The organism is Alkalihalobacillus sp. MEB130 (assembly GCF_032335535.1).
GTDB lineage: Bacteria > Bacillota > Bacilli > Bacillales > Bacillaceae_D > Halalkalibacter.
Genome location: NZ_JAOANA010000001.1, coordinates 46212 through 63287 on the forward strand (window position 1 = coordinate 46212; position 17076 = coordinate 63287).

17 protein-coding genes are annotated in these 17076 nt (G+C 38.4%); 6 read left to right on the forward strand and 11 right to left on the reverse strand.

Going from position 1 to position 17076, the window contains the following annotated elements; translation table 11 throughout:
- Positions 1-4: 4 nt before the first annotated feature.
- The 3 genes from N0O92_RS00275 to N0O92_RS00285 form a co-directional block, all read right to left on the reverse strand.
- Positions 5-646, reverse strand: coding sequence for a helix-turn-helix transcriptional regulator (locus tag N0O92_RS00275; protein WP_315612598.1), 642 nt, complete (start codon positions 644-646; stop codon positions 5-7).
- Between the two features lie 502 nt (positions 647-1148).
- Complete coding sequence (locus N0O92_RS00280) at positions 1149-1334, reverse strand: hypothetical protein (protein ID WP_315612599.1); 186 nt, start codon at positions 1332-1334, stop codon at positions 1149-1151.
- Between the two features lie 155 nt (positions 1335-1489).
- Positions 1490-1936 carry a DUF86 domain-containing protein gene (locus tag N0O92_RS00285; protein WP_315612600.1) on the reverse strand — a complete coding sequence of 149 codons (447 nt, stop codon included), beginning with the start codon at positions 1934-1936 and terminating at the stop codon, positions 1490-1492.
- A 160-nt stretch (positions 1937-2096) separates the two neighbouring features.
- Here N0O92_RS00285 and N0O92_RS00290 point away from each other — a divergent pair, with 160 nt between their 5' ends.
- Together N0O92_RS00290 and N0O92_RS00295 are read left to right on the forward strand one after the other, a co-directional pair.
- Entirely contained in the window at positions 2097-2366 is a 270-nt protein-coding gene (locus N0O92_RS00290) for a DUF3055 domain-containing protein (protein ID WP_315612601.1), read from the forward strand.
- A 60-nt stretch (positions 2367-2426) separates the two neighbouring features.
- Positions 2427-2717: a cytosolic protein gene (locus N0O92_RS00295; RefSeq protein WP_315612602.1), complete on the forward strand. Its 291-nt coding sequence runs from the start codon at positions 2427-2429 to the stop codon at positions 2715-2717.
- 415 nt (positions 2718-3132) lie between these two features.
- Here N0O92_RS00295 and N0O92_RS00300 read toward each other — a convergent pair whose 3' ends face one another.
- Positions 3133-3426 (reverse strand): YutD family protein, encoded by a 294-nt coding sequence (locus tag N0O92_RS00300; RefSeq protein ID WP_315612603.1) that lies wholly within the window; start codon positions 3424-3426, stop codon positions 3133-3135.
- Positions 3427-3578: 152 nt separating this feature from the next.
- Here N0O92_RS00300 and N0O92_RS00305 point away from each other — a divergent pair, with 152 nt between their 5' ends.
- Complete coding sequence (locus N0O92_RS00305; protein WP_315612604.1) at positions 3579-4208, forward strand: YhcN/YlaJ family sporulation lipoprotein; 630 nt, start codon at positions 3579-3581, stop codon at positions 4206-4208.
- Positions 4209-4269: 61 nt separating this feature from the next.
- Here N0O92_RS00305 and lipA read toward each other — a convergent pair whose 3' ends face one another.
- Positions 4270-5178 (reverse strand): lipoyl synthase, encoded by a 909-nt coding sequence (lipA, locus tag N0O92_RS00310; protein ID WP_315612605.1) that lies wholly within the window; start codon positions 5176-5178, stop codon positions 4270-4272.
- Between the two features lie 211 nt (positions 5179-5389).
- Here lipA and N0O92_RS00315 point away from each other — a divergent pair, with 211 nt between their 5' ends.
- From N0O92_RS00315 to N0O92_RS00325, 3 genes are all read left to right on the forward strand, one after another.
- Entirely contained in the window at positions 5390-6397 is a 1008-nt protein-coding gene (locus N0O92_RS00315) for a M23 family metallopeptidase (RefSeq protein WP_315612606.1), read from the forward strand.
- 113 nt (positions 6398-6510) lie between these two features.
- Positions 6511-7257 (forward strand): DUF421 domain-containing protein, encoded by a 747-nt coding sequence (locus tag N0O92_RS00320; protein ID WP_315612607.1) that lies wholly within the window; start codon positions 6511-6513, stop codon positions 7255-7257.
- Positions 7258-7296: 39 nt separating this feature from the next.
- Positions 7297-7881 carry a CBO0543 family protein gene (locus tag N0O92_RS00325; protein WP_315612608.1) on the forward strand — a complete coding sequence of 195 codons (585 nt, stop codon included), beginning with the start codon at positions 7297-7299 and terminating at the stop codon, positions 7879-7881.
- 31 nt (positions 7882-7912) lie between these two features.
- Here N0O92_RS00325 and N0O92_RS00330 read toward each other — a convergent pair whose 3' ends face one another.
- From N0O92_RS00330 to N0O92_RS00360, 6 genes are all read right to left on the reverse strand, one after another.
- Positions 7913-8020: a MetS family NSS transporter small subunit gene (locus N0O92_RS00330; protein ID WP_315612609.1), complete on the reverse strand. Its 108-nt coding sequence runs from the start codon at positions 8018-8020 to the stop codon at positions 7913-7915.
- Positions 8021-8035: 15 nt separating this feature from the next.
- Positions 8036-9544, reverse strand: a complete 1509-nt coding sequence (locus N0O92_RS00335) for a sodium-dependent transporter (RefSeq protein WP_315612610.1) — start codon at positions 9542-9544, stop codon at positions 8036-8038.
- Positions 9545-9796: 252 nt separating this feature from the next.
- Positions 9797-12955, reverse strand: a complete 3159-nt coding sequence (locus N0O92_RS00340; protein ID WP_315612611.1) for an EAL domain-containing protein — start codon at positions 12953-12955, stop codon at positions 9797-9799.
- A gap of 257 nt (positions 12956-13212) precedes the next feature.
- On the reverse strand, positions 13213-15342 hold the full coding sequence (locus tag N0O92_RS23765) for a LuxR C-terminal-related transcriptional regulator (protein ID WP_396334456.1): 2130 nt from the start codon (positions 15340-15342) through the stop codon (positions 13213-13215).
- Positions 15327-15581, reverse strand: coding sequence for a hypothetical protein (locus N0O92_RS00355; protein WP_315612612.1), 255 nt, complete (start codon positions 15579-15581; stop codon positions 15327-15329). Before N0O92_RS00355 ends, N0O92_RS23765 begins: the two co-directional genes overlap by 16 nt.
- 17 nt (positions 15582-15598) lie before the next feature.
- Positions 15599-17026 carry an ATPase domain-containing protein gene (locus N0O92_RS00360; protein ID WP_315612613.1) on the reverse strand — a complete coding sequence of 476 codons (1428 nt, stop codon included), beginning with the start codon at positions 17024-17026 and terminating at the stop codon, positions 15599-15601.
- Between the last annotated feature and the right edge of the window lie 50 nt (positions 17027-17076).

Here is a 17076-nt window from a genome sequence, read left to right on the forward strand (position 1 = left end):
TCTCCTATGGCTTTTTCACTTTATAAACACAACAAGCCGTATTTTCTTTTGCAATACATGAAGTTCGTTCAACGTGCTCTGTATTAAGCAATTGTTTAAACAACTGTTGTTCGCATGTACAAGCAATCGGATACTCTTTTGCCACTTGAGCAATCGGGCAATTGTACTCAATAAATTCGTACTCCCCATCCTCAAGCTCTTTATACTCAACCATGTATCCACCTTCACTTTGAACACGAGCAAGAGCTTCTACTCGTTCAGCGAAAGATCCTTTAATGACGGATTCATACTTTTCAAAAAGCCGGTCTTTTCGTTGTTTAAACAAGAGATCAACCATTTGACTTCCACTTACTTGCTCTACATCTTGAAGAATTCCTAATGAAAGATCGCTGTAATTACGTGGAAACGTCTCGCTTCCTTTTTCAGTTAAAAAGTATTTGTGTATAGGCCGCCCCATTGCTTGTTTAACTAGCCTAGAGTCAATCAACTCATCCTTTTCAAGTTCACGTAAATGCCTGCGAACAGCCATCTCTGTCACTTCTAACTCCGTAGCCAAACTAGAAACCGTCAACTCCTGATTTCGTTTTAACAACGTTAAGATGACTTGACGTGTAGAGTTCGCCTCATTCCTCACAACGATCACCATCCTTACCCCCATTGTATGCAAAGAACAATAAAAAGCAAGAGATTGACCTTAAAGGGGACGCCCTTCCCCCTTTAATGTCAATCGAAGCAATGAGCGAAGCCGCTGCCATCTTTTAAGCCTGTTAGGAGCGCTCTTCTCCTAACGGGCGCGCAGCGTGCGTAGCCATTGCCACTTTCCTCCGAATCGACTTCTTCCCCGCTCTCTCAACATTCAGAGCTGAGCGAAGCCGCTGCCATCTTTTAAGCCTGTTAGGAGCGCCCTTCCCCTAACGGGCGCGCAGCGTGCGCAGCCATTGCCACTCTCCTCCGAATCGACTTCTTCCCCGCTCTCTAAGCGATCGAGCAACTGCGTAGCCGCTGCCATCTTTTAAGCCAGTTAGGAGCACCCTTCCCCTAACGGGCGCGCAGCGTGCGCAGCCATTGCCACTCTCCTCTGAATCGACTTCTTCCCCGCTCTCTAAGCGATCGAGCAACTGAGAAGCCGCTGCCATCTTTTAAGCCAGTTAGGAGCGCTCTTCTCCTAACGGGCGCGCAGCGTGCGTAGCCATTGCCACTCTTCCTCGAATCCGCTTCTTCCCCGCTCTCTCAAGGTTCGAAGCAACAGCGAAGCCGCTGCCATCTTTTAAGCCAGTTAGGAGCGCTCTTCTCCTAACTGGCGCGCAGCGTGCGTAGCCATTGCCACTCTCCAACGAATAAGCTTCTTCCCCGCTCTCTCAAGGATCGTAGCAACGTGAACCCGCTGCTTTCTTTTAAGCCAAATAGGAGCGCTCTTCTCCTAACTGGCGCAAGGTGTGCGGAGCCATTGCACTCTTCCCTGAATCCGTTTTCATAGTCCTATGTACTCTTATTTCTTATCCGGTAAAAACGCACTCACTGGTCCTAATTCTTCCGTTAAATACCTTCTAACCTCTAGAGGAAATTGAGACAAAGCAGAATCGTGTTGTAGCAAAATCTTCACGACTTGCTCATGATTAACAGTGTCATAATTAGCTATCAGTTGTTTACGCATACCAATAATTGCTTTTAACGCTTTTGCATCGTCCGAATTGACAACTTTTTCATCTTCTAGAATATCGATAATATCTTCATACCCACCAGGATCTCTCATGATAAATCCATCAATCATGCTATTTCCAACATCAATTATTGATTCAATCACAACATATGCAATCCGTTCGATCGCAAGCTTTTCAGTCAAGTTGCTATATGATGTCAGTGTTGCCAACTGACCTTGTAATGATTCCATATAAACAAGCGTTTGTTCAATTTTATCTCGATCTACAAAATACATAGTAACCCCTCCGCTTTCCATTAGATGTTTACTTGATCCTTACCCATAGTATACAACAACAGGAGGACAACGGCATAAAATCCTAAGGCAATGATTTGTTCAACAGATCGACAACTCATGATATGATGTTTAACATACATACTAAAGGGGGCAACCAAGGATGTCTGAACGCTTTTTTTTATATGATGATGTCGAAGAAACACGTACTCGTTTTGTTAGTTTCATGGGAGAACAACAACGTTTTGACCTTGCTATCATTAACTCTAGTCGATATTACGGAAAACAACTTGTTCTAGATGTACAGTCCAACCGCTTTGCCATTATCGGATCAGATGACTTAGATGAGCCTGGATATATCGAGCATGCCTTTCACTTATCTGAAGAAGAGGCAGCAGAACTGCGTTCGTTTTTGTACGAAATTGTGTCTTAAAGTACAGGAAAATAAAAAACACCTCTTTCGGTTACGATATGAATAGGAGGTGTCTTTTTTATGACAGACAAAGAGGAACAACAGTATTTCGACTTTTCCAATGTTGAAACACAGCGAAATTTCCTTGCTGCGGAAGACTTTCCTGAGGGGCCCTACGGTTCACCTATCAATAAGGACAAACCGGTTTCCAATAAATCTACACCATGGGAACCAGGTCAACGCTACTATAGTGCATTTAACTATGAGTTTAAATCATTACACCAAAATTTACCGAGGCAATTCCCTGGGGCTCACCCTACTCATGATGACCCCAACAAAAATGAGGAACCTCCTTACACAACGAATGACTAAAAAACACTGAAAAGGGTAAATCAACCTTTTAGTGCTTATAATGGCTCCAACGTTGTGCGAAGCTGTCAAATAACTAAAGTGCCTAACTGATTTGGAAATTTGAATAAAGAATAGGCCATTCCCCTCCGCTACTTGGAGGAGAAATGGCCTATTCTAATTTTCTGTTGATCGTTGAAGAGAAGAAAATTCCTCTCCTCCCTCTCATCAAAGCGGACGGGATGGGAGGGCCGACTCCTGCAGGAGGAAGGGCAAGTGGAAATCCACCGGCGCAGCCGGTTAGTTCCACGCCCGCCTGCGGAAAGCGTGCCCCCCATCCCGGTAGCGGATTCGAAGCGACTTTTTAGGCCCTCTCTTTCACAGAGCGAATGCCTAGAAGACACTGAGATGGTCATAACCAACCTTTTCAGTGTCCTCTTTAATTCTTTTCTTTTTTTTCTTCTTTTACTTTCTTAATCACAAAGTAAGCACAACCAAAATTGCAATATTCGTATAAGTAATCCGGCAATGTACTAATTTTTGTATCATGTGTTGATTTCTTATGTTTGTCTTCAAAAAAGCCTCTTAGTCTTAACTGATTGTAACCCCAGTCTCCAACGATGTAATCATACTTATTTAACACGTCAGCATATCGAGCTTTAAAAGCTTCTTCATTCCAGCCATTTTTTACATCTTCAACAATTTCAAATTGCATCCCTTGTATGCGAACCATGTGGCTCACCTCTTTATTTTTTACTGTCCTAATTATAGCATAGAACGCCGCTCTTCTTGCAAGAGCTTTTCCATCTCCCTAAAAAGCACCATCATTTACTAGCTCTAAAAGAGCCTCTTTCTGGTCAATCTGAAAAGAGAGGGGGTTTGATTATGTTAAAAAAATCGTTACTAGTCGGTGGTCTTGCAACGATGATGCTTGTGACAGGTTGTCAGTTACCTGAACAAGGTCAAACATTGCAACGCACCTCTAATTATGACAGTCATCAACCAAATGGAGGCTATTCTCCTATCAACCAAGTTAATGCAACAGACGATTATAATCATTTTGGTTATTCACGCTATGAAAGAGAGCTTGTGATGCGTGGTAATCAAGAAGTGATCCCAGTCATTGATCGTGAACGTTTATCCGATGCCGTTACACGAATGGTTTTAACAAATGATGTCATTAGTGAAGCCGGTACTCTTGTAACAGATAAATATGTTCTTGTTGCGTATGATGCTCAAGCAGATAATCGTGAATATGTTGCCGACCAAGTGAAACGTAGTGCGCTCTCCATTGTTCCTAGATATTATGAAGTTTACATTTCAGATAATCATGATCATTTTGATGAAATTGAACGATTCCAACATCTGACTTCCGCTACTTCTGATATTGAAAGAACAATTGAGCAAACAATTCAAATGATGCAACTTGAGTCACCTCAGGGCCAATATAACGAAAATACTGACGATAATATTAACATTATGCAGTCTAAACAAAGACGTCTCATGGACCGATAAACTAATAAAAAGGGCTGTCCTAAAGGTTGATTTTTAACCTTTGGAACAGCCTCTTTTGCTCTTATTGATTCGTTACTTTTTTTGCTTCTGCTCGAACTTGAGCTTCATTAACTTGCTCATCAGCATGGTAAGAAGAACGAACAAGTGGACCTGCTTCACAATGGCTAAATCCTTTGCTTAGTGCGATTTCTTTTAGCTCAGCAAACTCATCAGGATGATAATATTTTTGAACTTTTAGATGCTTTTTCGTCGGCTGTAAATATTGACCGATTGTCATAATATCTACGTCAGCTGCGCGTAAATCATCCATCGTTTCAATAATTTCCTCTTTCGTTTCCCCTAGTCCAATCATCAAACTCGATTTTGTTGGAATATCAGCATGCATCTCTTTGGCACGACGTAAAAACTCGAGCGTACGATCATATGTAGCACGCGCACGAACTCTCGGTGTTAAGCGGCGAACTGTTTCAATGTTATGGTTCATAATATTAGGACGAGCATCCATCAATGTTTGTAAGTTCTCCATGCTACCTAACATATCAGAAGGCAAAACTTCAATCGTACAGAATGGATTTCGTCTACGTACCGCACGAACCGTCTCAGCAAAAACAGCCGATCCGCCGTCCTTTAAGTCATCCCTAGCAACAGCTGTAATAACAACATGTTTTAAGCCCATCGTTTCAACTGACTCAGCTACGCGTTCAGGCTCTTGTAAATCAAGTTCATTTGGCAAGCCTGTTTTCACTGCACAGAAACGACAAGCTCTCGTACATATATCACCAAGAATCATAAACGTTGCTGTTTTTCGAACAGCCCAACACTCATGAATGTTCGGGCAACGAGCTTCTTCACAAACGGTGTTTAACTTGTTCTCGCGCATCATCTTCTTTAAGCCTGTATAAGATTCATTTGTATTTAATTTTATTTTCAACCAATCCGGTTTACGTAAATGTTCTTCTTTCTTTGCCATTTATTTCAACTCCATCCAGTCTTCCTATTTATCACTCGTTCAAATACTTTTCCCTCCTCTACTTTATCATGATTTTAGAAAAATAACCAAACGAAGACACAAAATTTCCAATCATTCTCTCCAATTTTTCAAGCTTTTTTTCCCACACTATATAAAGAGAAATCACGGACGAGTTACCAGCAGGTTTGGCAAAGGTAGAAAGGAGACTGACATGAGATTTCAAAGGATCATCATCTTAGCACTTATTGCAATGTTTGTGTCTCTTCCCTGTCTCTCACATGCAGCGGAGAAAGACGACTTAACGAATGAACAGATTTATGAAAAGAGAATGGATCTCTACAAAAAAGTAGAAACACTCACAAATGTACCTTGGCAGTATTTAGCTGCTGTTGACACGTACGAAAGAGGGTTACGTCGCGCTCGCAAAGACCGCCCAAAAGAAGATGGTTTTATAGCCATTTATTTCTCTGAAGAGGAATGGGCTGGAAAGCTAAACCCAAATAAAGAAGATACACACCCACTTTCTATCCAAATGTTTGGAGGAAAAGGGTTAGACGGGGATGGAGATGGACGAGCTGAGCGTACGAATGATGAGGATGTTCTCTATACGTTGGCTCATCATATTGAAGGCTATGGATTTGATGAAGAGGATTTTCGTATTGCTCTTTGGGAGAAATACAAACGAGATCAATCGGTTCGAATCGTTCATGGTCATGCGAAAGTTTATGAGAAATATGAAACGCTAGACCTTGGAGAGCATGCGTTTCCAATGCCTTTAAATTATAACTATAGCTATAAAAATACGTGGGGAGATCGCCGTGGTTGGGGAGGTCGTAGAATCCATGAGGGAACAGATATTTTTGCTGGATATAATGTCCCTATACGTGCAACCGCTTATGGGAGAGTAGAAATTAAAGGCTGGAATAAGTATGGTGGTTGGCGTATTGGTATACGTGACTTGGATAACATTTACCATTATTACGCCCATTTAAGTGGATTTGAAAAGGGAATTGAAGAAGGGACAATTGTAGAGCCTGGACAAGTAATTGGGTATTGTGGAAGTTCTGGATACGGAAAACCAGGCACGCAAGGTAAGTTCCCACCTCATTTGCATTACGGAATGTACCGAGATAACGGTATTACAGAATGGTCGTTTGATCCTTATCCATCATTAAAACAATGGGAACGAAAGGCGTATCAAGATCGAAAGAAAAAATAATAAAGATGAACCTATGCTAGGTGTAAACACTAGTGTAGGTTCTTTTCCTTATAGAGGATATCTTTCTTTTTTTAGGAAAGTCTAAAAACGATTCCAAAAAAAGGAGCACAATTATGGGTACGGAAATCTTCGGCATAGATGTTACAGAATGGATTTGGAAATCAATCATTATTGTCATTGCTGGTACTGTTTTATTACGAGTGGCAGGAAGAAAGTCAATATCACAAATGACACTCGCACAAACCGTCATTATGATTGGAATTGGCTCCCTATTAATTCAACCACTTGCAGGTGAAAACATATGGTCCACCTTATTTGTAGGATCTATGCTTGTGATAACACTTATTGTTATTGAATACAGTCAGTTAAAGTTCAACCCATTAGAAAAATTGATTACAGGAACGTCTAAAATTTTAATTGAAGATGGGAATTTGAATCTTGATAACTTGAGACAAGTACGCTTAACTGTCGACCAATTAGAAACGCAATTGCGTTTGAACAAAATATCAAAAATTAGTGATGTTAAATGGGCCACAATTGAACCAAATGGACAACTTGGATTTCTTTTAAAAGAAGAAGCAAAAAACTCAACAAAAGCAGATATTGATAAGCTGAAAAAGGATATACAAGAGATGAAACAGTTAATGAAACAATTGCTTCCCTCAGACGCTGTACAAACAGTGGGAATATCCTCTCCCCTAAATCAGGATCAAAGTTCAAAGATGATTTCAAATTTAACGAAACAAATTTCAAATTTAAACGATCAAATCACCAAAATGCAAAAACCTAAAGAAGGTGATCTGTTCGAAGAAGTCGATAAAGAATCTCATACCACATCTCCTCCTGAGCATTTGCAATAATTTCGATTTAACTAATTAACTTAAAAAAGGAATTTGGACATGACAAAGAAACAGATAGAAGCATTAGATTCATTAAGAGAACTACAAGAGAAAGTCGCAAAAGACTGGCTTGACTATTGGGTACAATATTCTGGCCCAGATGTGATTTATTTTTGGATAAACCTATTTATGTTTGTTGCTCCGTTAATTTACGTATATTTTAAAATTGACCGAACAAAAGCATTTCATATCGGTTTTTTTGGATTTAATATACATGTTTGGTTCACCTACATCGACACATTCGGAGTTAGGTTCGGTTTTTGGAGTTATCCTCATCAACTGATTCCGTTTATGCCTGTTAATTTTGGACTTGATGTCTCTCTTATTCCCGTCATTTTCATGTTACTGTATCAGTGGACATTAAATAACAAGAAAAATTTCTATCTTTATGCACTAGCAATGAGCTTAGGTCTTTCTTTTATTTTCAAACCTTATTTAGTGGTATTTAAAATGTTTCAATTCCATAAAGGTACAAATTATTTTCTCCTTTTTCTAGCATACATTGTAATCGTCGGAATGGCGATTATCATTACGAAAGTATTTATTCATCTAAAGAAGACAGCTACTCAAACAGAAATGGAATAAGGGTCTGCCCGAGATGACAGACCCTCACCCTTTATTTCCTAGCTTTTGAAACTTTCACTGCATTTGCGATGCTTAATCCTAATCCTCCCCAAATAATAAGCATTCCAATAATCATCATCGTTACCGCTCCACCACTCATGTTATCCTCCTCCTTTTATTTTGGAATGTTTAAGTCCCCTTTTTTCCACTTTACTTTTGCAAAGATAAAACCAACCACAATGGCTCCCACTGCTACAAGCCATCCCGATCCAACCAAGAAACTGGTTGAGTATCCTTCGTAGTTATTTGTCAAATTCTGAATTAAGTTTTGAATAAACATGAAACCCAAAACAATCGGAGTTACAATGCTTAAGCAAATTTTCCACCATGACCCTAACCTAAAATCAGACACCCCGTCTGCATGAGTTTGTAATTCTGGTAGCTTCTTAAAGAACCATGAAACGGCAATGACTGAAACAAGACCTGCAAAAGCAACCCCGAATTGATTAATAAAGTAATCTGCAGCATCTAAGAAGAACAACCCGCCTTGAGTCGCAAACAATAAAGAAATAAGCGCGGACAAACCGCCACCGATCGCAACGGCTTTACCACGTGAAAACTTAAATTTATCTTGGATTCCGGCTATAAACGTCTCCACGATTGAAATCAGTGACGAGAGCCCCGCTAGAACCAACGATCCAAAGAACAACACGCCAAACAAACCATTCATTCCAGGGAATGTGTTGATGATTTCAGGGAACACGACAAAAGCTAAGCCGATTCCTGCATCGGCTACATCGGCCACACCTACGCCAGAAGCATTGGCCATGAATCCGAGTGCTGCAAAAACCCCAATCCCAGCTAACAATTCAAAACTCGAGTTACTAAATCCAGTAATAAACGCATTGTTCGTTATATCTGATTTCCGATTTAAGTAACTCGAGTACGTAATCATAATCGCAAAAGCAATCGATAAACTAAAGAATATTTGACCGTATGCCGCTACCCAAACGCCCGGCGACATAATCTCACTCCAGTTCGGCTTGAAGAAAGCATCAAGCCCAGCTAAAGCACCATCCAGCGTAATTGCACGAATAACAATAAGCAAGAACATCCCTACAAGAAGCGGAATAAAGATTCGATTCGCTATTTCAATGCCTCGTTTTACCCCTTTAAATAAGACACCTAATGTGATGATCCATACGAGCACAAGCGGAATAAAAACTCCTGGAACAAGTGCCCCGATGTCACCAGGTGCTCCACCCGATACAACATCAATTCGTTGCAAATAGTCTCCCATTAAAAACCCACCAGTATCTTCGCCCCATCTTTGATTGAAGGCAAAATACGTATAAGACACCGCCCACGCAATTATAACGGCATAATACGTGGCAATGACAAAAGAAATGGCTACTTGCCACCAACCAATCCATTCGGCTTTTTTATTCATTCTTGCGTACGATAACGGTGCAGACCCACGATATTTGTGGCCAAGCGTAAACTCCATAATGAGAAGAGGAATACCAGCAGTTATAAGAGCAAATAAGTACGGTAAAAAGAAAGCTCCTCCTCCATTTTCATACGCGACATAAGGAAAACGCCAAATGTTTCCAAGCCCAACAGCAGAACCAATCGCTGCCAAAATAAACCCAGCGCGAGTGCCCCATTGTTCTCTCCCGTTCATTTCCTTCACCCCTCTAATGTAGTTTTTAAAGCACGTTCTCTATTTGTTTATTCCGAATATTTGAATTTTAGTATAGAAATTTAGAACTTTGTAGAAAACGCTTATATTATTGATCTTCCTGTTGTCTTCTGCTGCTTTAAAGGGATGCATTCATGACTTGAGGACAACTTCACTATGCTTACATAATATTAGCGATAAATATCCCAAAAAAAGCAGCCTCCATATGAGAGACTACTTCCATTGGTATCATGCTTATACTTCCGTCCCAATAAACGGAATTCTAATTTCAACTTGAGTCCCTTCACTTTCCGCACTTTTGACTTGAATGGAGCCATTATGAAGCCAAATGATGTGATAACACATCATCAATCCTAACCCTATCCCTTTTTCTTTGTTGCTAAAAAACGGCTCACCTAATCTATCTACGCGCTCCCGCGTCATGCCAATTCCGTCATCTTCTATTAAAATAAGAAGGTTCGATTGGTCCTGCTTGACTTCTATTTTTACTGTTCCCGTTCTCTTTATCGCTTCGGTGCTATTTGTTAGTACCTGCACAAGAACCTCTTTTATCTTTACTGAGTCACATAAGATGTTTGGGATTTCTTTATCATAGTGAGAAATGATCTCTATCTCATTTCCTGGATTTACTTCGGCAAGAGCGTCCTGTATTAATCCGCTAATATCGACTAGTTGAGTTTCGTTTAGTTCCGATTTTGAGATCATTAGAAAATCTTTTAACACCTCTTCTATTTGATAAAAAGAGGAATGAATGACATCGAAATAATCCTTCTTCATGATTCCTTGCTCAAAAAGCTGGATAAAACCTTTAATCGATGTAATCGGATTTCTAATTTCGTGTGCTATTCCTGCTGCTAGTTCTCCGGCAACTTCTATTTTCTCTGATTTTGTTTGCCGTTGACCTACTGACAATGCCACTCTTTCCTGTTCGTGCAAATCTTTCAGGTTAATACAAGATCCTATCACTTCTATGACTTCTCCACAACTAATAACAGGCTGCAAATTCGCTAAATAATAAAAACCATTAATCATCCCTTTGTATGAAACTTCTTCTCCCTGCCACGCCCTGTCATAATAACAAACCTTTTCATTGGCTAAATCGAATGATAAGAAATCTTTTAATTCCTTTCCGATTATGTCTGAAGGAGATCGTCCTAAATGATGTAGCAACTCGCCTTCACAAAAGGTATGAATGAAAGTGCCATTTACTTTTTTAAATTTAAAGACCATTTCTAGTGCTAGTGTTTCTCGCTTTTCTAGCTCTGCAATCCCCTTAAATTCTTCTGTCCACAATCTCTCATTATCTTGAACCGTAATTTCAAGTGCCTTTGCATTTTCTTGAATGTTAGTAATAAAGCTAATCAAGTCACCTTCAGGAACTGGCTTACTAAAGAAATACCCTTGTCCTTCATTACATAAATGTTGTTGTAGAAAAATCAATTGTTCCTTTGTTTCAATTCCTTCGGCCACAACATTGAGCTTCAAATTGTGAGCCATAGAAATAATCGTTTTAACAATCGTTTCGCCATCTTGATCAGAAAGTTCACGTACAAACGATTGATCAATTTTCAATGTATCAATAGGAAACTGCTTTAAATAATTTAAAGAACTGAACCCTGTTCCAAAATCATCAATACTGATCTTTACACCCAGTCTTTTTAACTCATGAAGAGTCGCAATGGTTTGATCAATGTTTGCCGTCATACTTTCTGTTATTTCCAACTCAAGCAATTCAGCTTTTAACTCCGTCTCTTTTAAGATATTTGCAACCGTTGCAACTAAATCAATTTTTTGAAACTGACGCTGAGATAAATTGACTGACATGACGATCTCAAGCCCTTGATGTAATAACTGTTTGTTTTTTTGACAGGCTGTTTTTAATGCCCACTCTCCTATCGCTACAATTAACCCCGTTTCTTCCGCAATCGGGATAAATGTAGCTGGTGAGACCATTCCCCATTTTGGATGATTCCACCTCATTAATGCCTCTACACCAATCACTTTCCCCGTCTTTAAACTAACTTTTGGCTGATAATGTAATTCTAATTCCTCTCGTTCTAATGCCGCATGCAAATCCATTTCAACTGACAGCGGATTAAGAGTATTGAACTCAGGTGGCGCATACGAACAAAACGTATTTCTCCCCATCTTTTTAGCTTGATACATCGCAAAATCAGCATTTCTCGTTAACTGTTCTACCGTTTGACCGTCATCTGGAAACATACTAATACCAATACTAGGAGACGTAAAAATATCATAATTATTAATAACAAATGGATACGAGATGGATTGAATAATAGTAGTTGCGACACTTGTTGCCACTTCTCTAGTTGCATTTGTTAAAAGAATGATAAATTCGTCTCCACCTTGCCTAAACAATAAGTCTTGTTCAGAAAGACAAGATTTTAGACGAATCGTAACTTCTTTTAATAGCAAATCGCCAACATGATGCCCCATGTTGTCATTAATTACTTTAAATCGGTCTAAATCAATAAAAAGTACTGCTGTATTCTTATTTTCAATAATTTCATCCAGTAACTTTTTTTCTAGCATAAAACGATTAGGTAAGCCTGTTAGATAATCATGAAAAGCCATTTGCTTTATTTCTTCTTCCTGGGCTTTCCGGCTCGAAATGTCACGATAATTTACGACAATTCCATTCACATTCTCATCTTCAAGAAGATTCGTAACGTATACTTCACAATACGTAACGCCTCCATCAGCTTTTTTAATTCTTAACTCAGATGTATGTGTTTCACTAGATTGATTTAATGCAGCATAAAACAAATTTTGAGCTAGCCTCAAGTCCTCTTGGTCGATTAATTCAAACACATTCATTCCGTACAACTCACAAGGGTCGTATCCTAATACATGTTTCACTGCAGGACTTTCATATTTTATCATTCCAAGGTGGTCGAGGATCGCGATCACATCTGTTGATTTATCTATGAGTGATTCAAAACGAACTTCACTTCTTCTTAATGCTGTTTCTAACTCTTTCTTTTCCGTAATATCTTTAGCTACTCCGTAAACGCCTAATATCTCGCCTTTTATTTTTGCCGGTACAACCGTCACACTAACATATTTACTATTGCCACTCTCGTGAATGACTTTGAACTCCCTTTCCTGTGTACGTCCTTGTAAGGCGTTTGTAAAGTAACTTTGTACATGGAGTACATCATCTTTATCAATATAGTTGCTAAAGTGAGTATGTAACAATCTATCTTTCGTAATCCCTAATAAATTTACTAACCCTTCATTTAAATCAATAAACTCTCCAGACGAATTTAAGAGAAATAATGCTTCTGGGTAAGCTAAGAAAAGATCCTTAAAAAGAGATTCTTTATTAATGGCTTGCAACTCTCTTTGTTTACGATTTAATAGATTATTCATAACCTCACCTCACGTTTTATTCGTTAACCCTTTTTTACCGCTATCCATTTGATTATATTTCTATTCTCTACTAAATATTGATTCACGTATATCACCTTGTATTCTTAATTACGTTGTATGCTAGTCTTTCTTTATAGGAGTGTTCTCCTAATTTATAACACCGGTAGTAGGAGCTGTTACTTTCTTATAGGAGTCCGCTTCCTATAAACAACAAAAAAAGGTGTGCCAAAAGGGAATCCTACCCTTTTGGCACACCCCTACTTCGGGCTATAGCCAAGTTGATAAATCATCGCAATCGCTTGCGCGCGATCACTCACACCTAATTTTTGTAAAATGCGTGTTACGTGATTTTTAACTGTATGCTCACTAATAAATAATTTGGAAGCAATCTCACGGTTATTAAATCCTTTTAACACATGATTTAGGACTTCTATTTCACGTGAAGACAATCCTAATTTTTTCTTTAAGGTCTGCGCTTGATCTGTCTCATCTGAAATTTGACTTCTAGTAGCAAGCGGCCTTTCCTCATCAAATGAAATGACTGTTTCAATCATAGATTGCTGGTGAATATAGGAGATAAATTGGTTCTTAAGGTCGCGATCGACCGGTAATGAACTAACAGCATCTAGCTTTTCTTCTTGAGACAAGTAACAATAAACTAAAGCTAATATTTCGCTTTCTCGATTGCTTGATTCATGTTTCTCTAAAACAGACAAACAACCTTCCAAGATAGATAATTGTTTTGGATCACTCACATATGTTTTTAGGAATGCAACTTCATAACAAATTAATCCACTTATCTTCTTTAATGTACTGTAATTACGATCATTTAAGTAATAACAAAAATCCTCGACATGCGTTCTAATTTTTTCAGCCAATGCGTATGTCTCTTTATTTTGTTGCTGTAACGCTTCATATAAGAGGGTAATAATATAATCGTCAGTACCTGTTTCTTCATCTTTTTGACATAAAAAGATCGAAATACTACCAGCTATCGCTAAACTAGATAAGAAAGGTTTATACTTCTTTGGATTATCTTTTGGAGATAAGCCAACGCACATGACCCCATACAGTTCGCCATTGTATCTTAGTGGAAATTCAATGACATCTGCTCCCCAACTCGTTGTTTGTTGTAGAGGCTCATCCCAATTCTCTACTTTATTTTTTGAGAATGCTCGTAATGCTACCTCGTAACCATAATCATTGATTTCTTTTGAGTTTAGCCCTCTTGAAACAATGTCTACCTTTGATTGGGTCATCTCTGGTTTAAAAACAATACTTGCAAACGGACCTCTAATAATATTGATGCTTATATCTACAAGGATATAGAGAACTCTTTTTATATCTTTCACTGTTGTCATGACACGGAAAACTTCATTAAAAGTAGATAGTTCCATGAGATGATTGTGAAGATTCTCTCTAAGCTGTTTCGTTGTCACCATAGCATTTAATAAAGATGATTGCACTTTTATTTGTTCGATAAAACGTTGATCATTTATTTCCTGTAATATGCTTCCCCCAAATAAGATTCCAATCACATGTTCGTCTTTAAAAAAAGGAACACAGAATAAACTTTTAGGAGATATACAATGTCGTTTGAAAAAGTTCACTCTCGGATCAAGGTCAACATTTTGCCAAAATTGAAATTGTTCGGACGCGAGGGTCTGCCCCAAAAATCCTTCCCCCATCAAAAAGCTTAGTCCTTTTAATTGATTTGTATTCTGTCCATGAATTGCTTCTATATTGTATTCACCGTTTTCTTTTTCAACAGCCAATCCAATAAAGTCAAGATTTTGATGAAGATTGTACATTTCTTCTAACAAGGAAAAAGCATCTTTCGAATCGACTCGAATCGCTTCTAAATTTCGGTGAACAAATGCTACGTTTTCATCTTCAACCTTTTTTGTTTCTTCTACCCCTAAATACGTACTAGCAACAGCTGTTAACTTTCCTATTGCTTGACACTTATTTGTTATTTCATCAGCTGTAAGTTCTGGCATGTCCTCAATATATCCTAGCAACTCTTCCAATTCTGGGAATTTTTTAGTAATATACTCTTGAATAAAAGACCGAGTTGATTTTTCTATAAAGTAACCAGCAACAATGTAATACGTTCTTTCTTGATTTACCCTTAATGGGGATACAATGGTCTTAAGGCCCATACGATTGTCAATCACACTAGGTTGTCTAATTCCCTTTAAGGGAGAAAGAAACTCTATGTAATTCGTTTTGCTCCCCCACTTATCATGAAATAATCTTGAAAGAGAGTTATGATTCGATACGGCTGTACATTCATTTCCATCTTCATCGATAATAACAACAGCCAAATTCACTAAATAACTATAGGCATCTTGTATATCTTGAAGAAAGCTTACATGTCCTCGCATAACTCCTCCTTTTGTAAATCGATCGTTACAGGCTGAATATATCGGTAAATAGCACTATCACCTGTACCATTCATTTCTAACACCATCGTGGAGACTAGCTGATCTAATACTGCAGCTAAATCTTCTGCATTTCTACCAAGGCGCATCGCTAACCCCTTTAATGTTTCATAAGTGTAGGGATTGTCTTGAAAAAACAGTGTACATTCTACTTGTAATGGATGTAAGTGAAATGAAACCATAATGTAATACCCTCCCCTTAAAGAAACCTAATATACGGCCTTGTTTGAATATTTTCTACGAGTAACGGTCTAGACATATTTCCTTGTGGAGACTTTTTTAGTTGGAAATATTGATAGTTGCCATCAACCCATGTTTGAAATACACCATGGCTCGTTCGTTCGAGAAAACTAGCCGTTTCTGTACCAATTTCAGTAAAATTACTAAGTGCAATCATACTCATGCCCGTCGCACCAATAAAAGCAATGTCTTCTGTAAAATAGCGCTTTACAAAATCTTTCCCTCGCTGTGAAACAATTGTATTGAGATCATAGAAAACAAACCATTTTTCTCCATCCTCTATATCCTTTGAGACGAGAGTGTTTAGCTTCGCACGAACCGTTTCGATGTATTCGTCATTATTCATACGCTTCACATGAAGCACAGCTGATTGAAATGACTCGGGAATGGGACGGTCGTAATGTTCAATGAAATAAATCCTCTTCTGTTTTACCACTTCCTCTAGCTCAACACCATATAAACGGTAAATATGTTCAAGGTCATATAAACTAGATAAACTAGACAAAAGAAGGATCACCTTTTCCCCTGCCAGAATACGGCTTGAAACGATCGAGGCTAATATATATTTATAGTTAGCTTTGCTATTTGTATCCAATACAAAAGCCGTTCCTCTTGGAATTCCTCCAGATAGCATTTTGTCTAAAGCCGGAATTCCTGTTGTAACATTTGTTTGATTCTCTGTCACAACCATATCCTCAAACATAGAAAGGGCCGGAACTAAATAAACACCCTCATCGGTTATACGGTAAATATGTTCTCCTTCATTGATTCGACAGCCGCGCATTTTCAGCACTTCTAACGTTCTTTTTCGATAAATACCATTATGCTCATTCAAAGACAGCCTTATGACCCCATCCACAACATAACTGACAAATGGAATCTCTTCTTTATTTAGAGACGTTTGTTCATGTATTAACAGCGAAGTTAATGAATATTTTCTCAGAATATTTCTTAACGTAAATACCACTTCTCTTTTCTCTACTTGATTCTCTATTCCAAAGTGAAGCAAATTTAAACTATCAATAACGACTCGTTTACAATCAATCTCTTTAATAATTTGTTCAAAAATACCGTTCGGTTGTTTCATCTGGCTGATTAGGACTTCAGGAGAAAGACAAATCACTCGCAATTTATTTTCACGTTCTAGCGCCTTTAAATCCCAACCAAATGAGGTCATTTCTTTATAAATTTGTTCAGGAAATTCCTCAAATGTAATATAAATGCCAGCTTCATTTTCAGCTTTCGCACCCTCATATAAAAATTGCATTCCTAAAATTGTTTTACCTGTACCAGGTGCACCATCCACTACAATGGATGAGCCAATTGGAAATCCACCATTTACTATTACATCTAACCCTTCTATCCCTGTTGCTGTATAGGATACCATGTAAAACACTCCTAACCTTCACTTCACAAGTATATATTAAAACCATATTT

Bases quoted from the DNA above. Each gene is read 5' to 3' on its own strand.
- N0O92_RS00275 (WP_315612598.1), bottom strand. From the start codon at position 646: ATGGTGATCGTTGTGAGGAATGAGGCGAACTCTACACGTCAAGTCATC.
- N0O92_RS00285 (WP_315612600.1), bottom strand. From the start codon at position 1,936: ATGTATTTTGTAGATCGAGATAAAATTGAACAAACGCTTGTTTATATG.
- N0O92_RS00290 (WP_315612601.1), top strand. From the start codon at position 2,097: ATGTCTGAACGCTTTTTTTTATATGATGATGTCGAAGAAACACGTACT.
- N0O92_RS00295 (WP_315612602.1), top strand. From the start codon at position 2,427: ATGACAGACAAAGAGGAACAACAGTATTTCGACTTTTCCAATGTTGAA.
- N0O92_RS00300 (WP_315612603.1), bottom strand. From the start codon at position 3,426: ATGGTTCGCATACAAGGGATGCAATTTGAAATTGTTGAAGATGTAAAA.
- N0O92_RS00305 (WP_315612604.1), top strand. From the start codon at position 3,579: ATGTTAAAAAAATCGTTACTAGTCGGTGGTCTTGCAACGATGATGCTT.
- lipA (WP_315612605.1), bottom strand. From the start codon at position 5,178: ATGGCAAAGAAAGAAGAACATTTACGTAAACCGGATTGGTTGAAAATA.
- N0O92_RS00315 (WP_315612606.1), top strand. From the start codon at position 5,390: ATGAGATTTCAAAGGATCATCATCTTAGCACTTATTGCAATGTTTGTG.
- N0O92_RS00320 (WP_315612607.1), top strand. From the start codon at position 6,511: ATGGGTACGGAAATCTTCGGCATAGATGTTACAGAATGGATTTGGAAA.
- N0O92_RS00325 (WP_315612608.1), top strand. From the start codon at position 7,297: ATGACAAAGAAACAGATAGAAGCATTAGATTCATTAAGAGAACTACAA.
- N0O92_RS00330 (WP_315612609.1), bottom strand. From the start codon at position 8,020: ATGAGTGGTGGAGCGGTAACGATGATGATTATTGGAATGCTTATTATT.
- N0O92_RS00335 (WP_315612610.1), bottom strand. From the start codon at position 9,544: ATGAACGGGAGAGAACAATGGGGCACTCGCGCTGGGTTTATTTTGGCA.
- N0O92_RS00340 (WP_315612611.1), bottom strand. From the start codon at position 12,955: ATGAATAATCTATTAAATCGTAAACAAAGAGAGTTGCAAGCCATTAAT.
- N0O92_RS23765 (WP_396334456.1), bottom strand. From the start codon at position 15,342: ATGCGAGGACATGTAAGCTTTCTTCAAGATATACAAGATGCCTATAGT.
- N0O92_RS00355 (WP_315612612.1), bottom strand. From the start codon at position 15,581: ATGGTTTCATTTCACTTACATCCATTACAAGTAGAATGTACACTGTTT.
- N0O92_RS00360 (WP_315612613.1), bottom strand. From the start codon at position 17,026: ATGGTATCCTATACAGCAACAGGGATAGAAGGGTTAGATGTAATAGTA.